This window comes from Actinomadura sp. NPDC049753 (assembly GCF_040674655.1).
Classification (GTDB): Bacteria; Actinomycetota; Actinomycetes; order Streptosporangiales; family Streptosporangiaceae; genus Spirillospora; species Spirillospora verrucosospora.
Genome location: NZ_JBFARL010000339.1, coordinates 1 through 4691 on the forward strand (window position 1 = coordinate 1; position 4691 = coordinate 4691).

Below are 4691 nucleotides of genomic sequence, written 5' to 3' on the forward strand. Positions count from 1 at the left end.
CCGGGGGAGGCGGCGGGAACTTCGGCGTGGTCACGCGGTTCTGGTTCCGGGGCCTCCCGCAGCCGCCGAAGCAGGTGCTGCTCACGGCGCTCGCGCGCGCGCAGCGGCACGGTCCCCACCTCCCGCAAGGAGACCCCGGGCAAGGACACCCCCCGTAAGGACGCCTCGCGCAAGGACGGCGCACGCAAGGACGGCGCACGCGACAGCGCGGGCAAGGAGAAGGCGGGCGGGCGGACGGGCGGCGCCGCGACGGCCGTCAAGCGCTCCGCGCGGAAGAAGGCGCCCTCCAGGGGCGCGACGGCGGAGAGCCGCACGGCCGGCAACGCCCAGAGCGCGAGGCCGAAGACGGACGGCGCGGGCCCCCGCCGCCCGCGGGCCGGCGGCGGATCCGGACGGCGCCCGCCGCCCGGCCGCCCCCCGCGGTCCCGGGTCCCCTTCCACCGGCGCGACCCGCTCAAGCGGCTCAACGTCGGGCTGCTCGTCGTCGCGTTCGTGCTGTCGCTGTTCGCCGGGCGGCTCGTCCAGCTCCAGACGATCGACTCGGGGCAGTACACCGAGCAGGCGATGCTGCAGCGGATGCGGGAGCTCAAGCTGCCCGCCGTCCGCGGCGACATCACCGACGCGCAGGGCAACCCGCTCGCCATGACGGTGGAGGCCCGCGCGATCTTCGCGGACCCCTCGCTCATCAAGCCGGACAAGCGGCAGCCGATCGTCAACGCGCTCGCCCCGACGCTCGGGCTGAACCCCGCGACGCTGCTGAAGCAGATCAGCAGGCCCGAGACGCGGTTCGTGTACCTCGCGCACGGGGTCCGCCCCGACCAGGCGCGGCTGGTGAGCTCGTGGAACTTCCTCGGCATCGGCACCCTGCCGGAATATCGCCGGGAATATCCCAACGATTCGCTGGCCGCCAGCGTCATAGGTTTCGTGAACGACACGGGGAGCGGGGCCGCCGGCCTGGAGAGTTCGCTGAACGGCGTGCTCGCCGGCAAGGAGGGCTGGCAGCGGGTCGAGATCAGCCCCGAGGGCCAGCACATCCCCATGGGCGAGGACCAGAAGCGCCCGTCGGTGCCCGGCCGCGGGGTCCGCCTGACGCTGCAGCGCGACCTGCAGTTCAAGGCGCAGCAGGCGATCGAGCGTCAGGTGAGGGCGAGCAGGGCCAAGAGCGGCACCGTGATCGTCATGGACCCGCGCACCGGCCGTCTTCTCGCGATGGCGTCCGCGCCCGGGTTCGACCCGAACGACTACGCCGACTCCGACCGGTCCCGCTGGGGCAGCCCCCTGGTGCAGGACGCCTATGAGCCGGGCAGCACCGGCAAGGTCGTCACCGCCGCGGCCGTCATGGAGCACGGCGGCGTCACCCCGCAGACGCCCTACACCGTCCCGGACAAGATCAAAAAGTACGACGTGGTGTTCCACGACTCGCACCCCCACCAGCCCGAGCGGCTCACGTTCGCCGGCGTGCTCGCCAAGTCGAGCAACGTCGGCACGATCATGGCCAGCGAGACCATCGACTCGCAGCGGCTCTACCAGACGCTGCGCGACTTCGGGTTCGGCCGCCGGACCGGCCTGCCGCTGCCCGGCGAGACGCCGGGCCTGCTGGAGCCGCCGAACAAGTGGTCGGGCACCGACCGGTACCCGATCGCGTTCGGGCAGACGGTCTCGGTGAACGCGGTGCAGATGGCGAGCGTGTACTCGACGATCGCCAACGGCGGCGTCCGCGTCGCGCCGAACCTGATCGCGGGCACCGTCGGGGAGCACGACAGGTTCACCCCGGCGCCCGAACCGGAGCGCAGGCAGGTCATCAGCGCCAAGACGGCCCGGCAGATCAGCGACATGCTGGAGGGCGTCACGACGAAGGAGGGCACCGCCCCGAAGGCCCAGATCAAGGGCTACCGCGTCGCGGGCAAGACCGGTACCGCCGAGGCCGTCAACCCGCGCTGCGGCTGCTACGACGGCGGCGGCTACACCGCCTCCTTCGCCGGGTTCGCGCCCGCGGACGACCCGCGCCTGGTGGTGCAGGTCGTCCTGCAGGATCCGAAGCGCGGGAGCCACTATGGTGGCGATGCGGCGGCACCGGTCTTCAAGGACGTGATGAGCTTCGCGCTTCAGTCCGAGAAGATCCCGCCGACGGGGAGCAGGCCGCCGATCATCGAGATCCGCGCCCGCGACTGATCGCAGCGAGTACCCTCCTCGCCTGTGAGTCCACCACCCGTGTCCGACCAGTCCCGTACCGTCCGCAACGAAAGAAACGCCATGCGTCCCACCACCAACCCGGCTCGTCCGCTGAGCGGACTCGCGGCGCTCCTCGGAATCGGACAGGACGAACAGGGCGGACAGGACGTATGGGACGCGGTGTCCGCCACGGGGATCACGCATGACTCGCGCGCCGTGCTGCCGGGCGACATCTACGCGGCGCTGCCCGGCGCCCGCGCGCACGGCGCCCAGTTCTCCGCCCAGGCCGCGGAGGCCGGCGCCGTGGCGATCCTCACCGACGCCGACGGGCACGACCGGGCCGCGGCGACGGGCCTTCCCGTCCTGGTGACGGGGGACGTCCGGGCGCGGCTCGGCGACGCGGCGTCATGGGTGTACGGCGAGCCCGGGCGCGACATCACGCTCATCGGCGTGACCGGCACCAGCGGCAAGACCACCACGGTGTTCCTCGTGGAGGCGGGCCTGCGCGCCGCCGGGATCGAGACGGGCCTGGTCGGCGGCGTGGAGATCCGGGTGGGCGGCGACCGGGTGCCGAGCGCGCTCACCACGCCGGAGGCGACCGACCTGCACGCGCTGCTCGCGATGATGCGCGAGCGCGGCGTCGGCGCCGCCGCGATGGAGGTGTCCAGCCACGCGCTGGTGCAGGGCCGGGTCGGCGGCGCCCGCTACGAGGTCGCGGTGTTCACGAACCTGTCCCAGGACCACCTCGACTACCACCCGACCATGCAGGACTACTTCCTCGCGAAGGCGCGGCTGTTCACGCCCGGGTACTCGCGGGTCGGCGTGATCAACCTCGACGACCACTACGGCCGCGAGCTGATGGAGATCGCCACGGTGCCGGTGACGACGTTCTCCCCGACCGGGGACCCGGCGGCCGACTGGCGGGCCGAGGACGTGCGCGTCGGCGCCGACGGCAGCGTGTTCCGCGTGGTCGGCCCCCTCGGCATCGAGGCCGACGGCGAGGTCCGCCTCGCCGGGCCGTTCAACGTCGCCAACGCCCTGGCCGCGATCGTCGCGCTGGTGGAGGCGGGCATCCCGCTGCAGGCGGCGGTCCGCGGGGTGGCGTCGCTGCCCGGCGTCCCCGGGCGCCTGGAGCGGGTCGACGAGGGGCAGGACTTCGTGACCCTCGTCGACTACTCGCACAAGCCGGGAGCGGTCGAGGCCGTCCTGAACGCGCTGCGGCCCGTCACCGAGGGCGACCTCGCGGTGGTGATCGGCTGCGGCGGCGACCGCGACCGCGGCAAGCGGCCGCTCATGGGCGAGGCCGCCGCGCGGCTGGCCGACATGGCGTACCTCACCAACGACAACCCGAGGTCGGAAGATCCACTGGCCATCCTTGCCGCTATGGTCGAGGGCGGGCTCAAGGTGCCGCAGCCGGAGCGCGCGCACATCGTCGTGGAGCCCGACCGCGCCGCGGCGATCGACCTGGCCGTCGGCCGCGCCCGCCGCGGCGACGTGGTCGTCGTCGCGGGCAAGGGGCACGAGCAGGGCCAGAACGTGGCCGGCGAGGTACATCCGTTCGACGACCGCGAGGTCGTGCGCGCCGCGCTCCGGCGCCGTGCGGACGCGCTCCGGCGCCATGGACAAGGGACAAGAGGGGACGGGACGCAGGCGTGATCCCACTTCCGCTGTCGACGATCGCGGAGATCACGGGAGGGACCCGGCACGGGCCGCCGGACCCGGTGATGGACGACCCGGTGGTGGACGGCCCCGTGGTGATCGACTCCCGCGCGGTGGAGCCCGGGGCGCTGTTCGCGGCGCTGAAGGGCGACCGCGCGGACGGGCACGACTTCGCGGCCGGGGCCCTCGCGGCCGGGGCGGCGGGCGTGCTCGCGCAGCGCCCGGTGGACGGGCCGTGCGTGGTCGTCGACGACGTCCAGGAGGCCCTCGGACGGCTCGCGAGGGCCGTCCTGGAGCGGCTGCCCGACGTGACCGTCGTCGCGGTCACCGGCTCGGCCGGCAAGACCTCCACCAAGGACCTCATCGGGCAGGTCCTGAGCGGCGCGGGCCCGACGGTCTACCCGCCCGGCTCGTTCAACAACGAGATCGGGCTGCCGCTCACCGTGCTGCGCGCCGACGCCGCCACCCGGCACCTCGTGCTGGAGATGGGCGCCCGCGGCATCGGCCACATCGCCTACCTCACCGGGATCGCGCGCCCGGACGTCGGCGTCGTGCTGAACGTCGGCACCGCGCACGTAGGGGAGTTCGGCGGCAGGGAGAACATCGCCCTGGCCAAGGGCGAGATCGTGGAGGCGGTCCCGCCGGGCGGCACCGCCGTCCTGAACGCCGACGACCCGCTGGTCAGCGCGATGGCGTCCCGGACGCAGGGCGAGGTCGTCATGTTCGGCCGCTCGCCGGGCGCCGCGGTCCGCGCCGAGGACGAGTGGTGAAGATCTTGGTCGTCCCCATCGCGTGCTGGACAGTGCGCAGCGGTGTCCCGCCGTCCTCCGCGCCACCGGCGGATCCGCAGCCGGACAGGC

The 4691-nt window shown here is 73.6% G+C and carries 2 protein-coding genes and 1 pseudogene; all 3 read left to right on the forward strand.

Going from position 1 to position 4691, the window contains the following annotated elements:
• The coding region (locus tag AB0K37_RS40285) for a penicillin-binding transpeptidase domain-containing protein (protein ID WP_363991014.1) at positions 1 to 2172 on the forward strand (2172 nt) is incomplete at its 5' end.
• Positions 2173 to 2253: 81 nt separating this feature from the next.
• The gene (locus AB0K37_RS40290; protein ID WP_363991016.1) at positions 2254 to 3828 is read left to right on the forward strand and encodes a UDP-N-acetylmuramoyl-L-alanyl-D-glutamate--2,6-diaminopimelate ligase; all 1575 of its coding nucleotides are present in this window, start codon (positions 2254 to 2256) and stop codon (positions 3826 to 3828) included.
• A gap of 29 nt (positions 3829 to 3857) precedes the next feature.
• Positions 3858 to 4592 (forward strand): annotated as a pseudogene (murF, locus tag AB0K37_RS40295) (UDP-N-acetylmuramoyl-tripeptide--D-alanyl-D-alanine ligase); the annotation flags it as partial.
• Between the last annotated feature and the right edge of the window lie 99 nt (positions 4593 to 4691).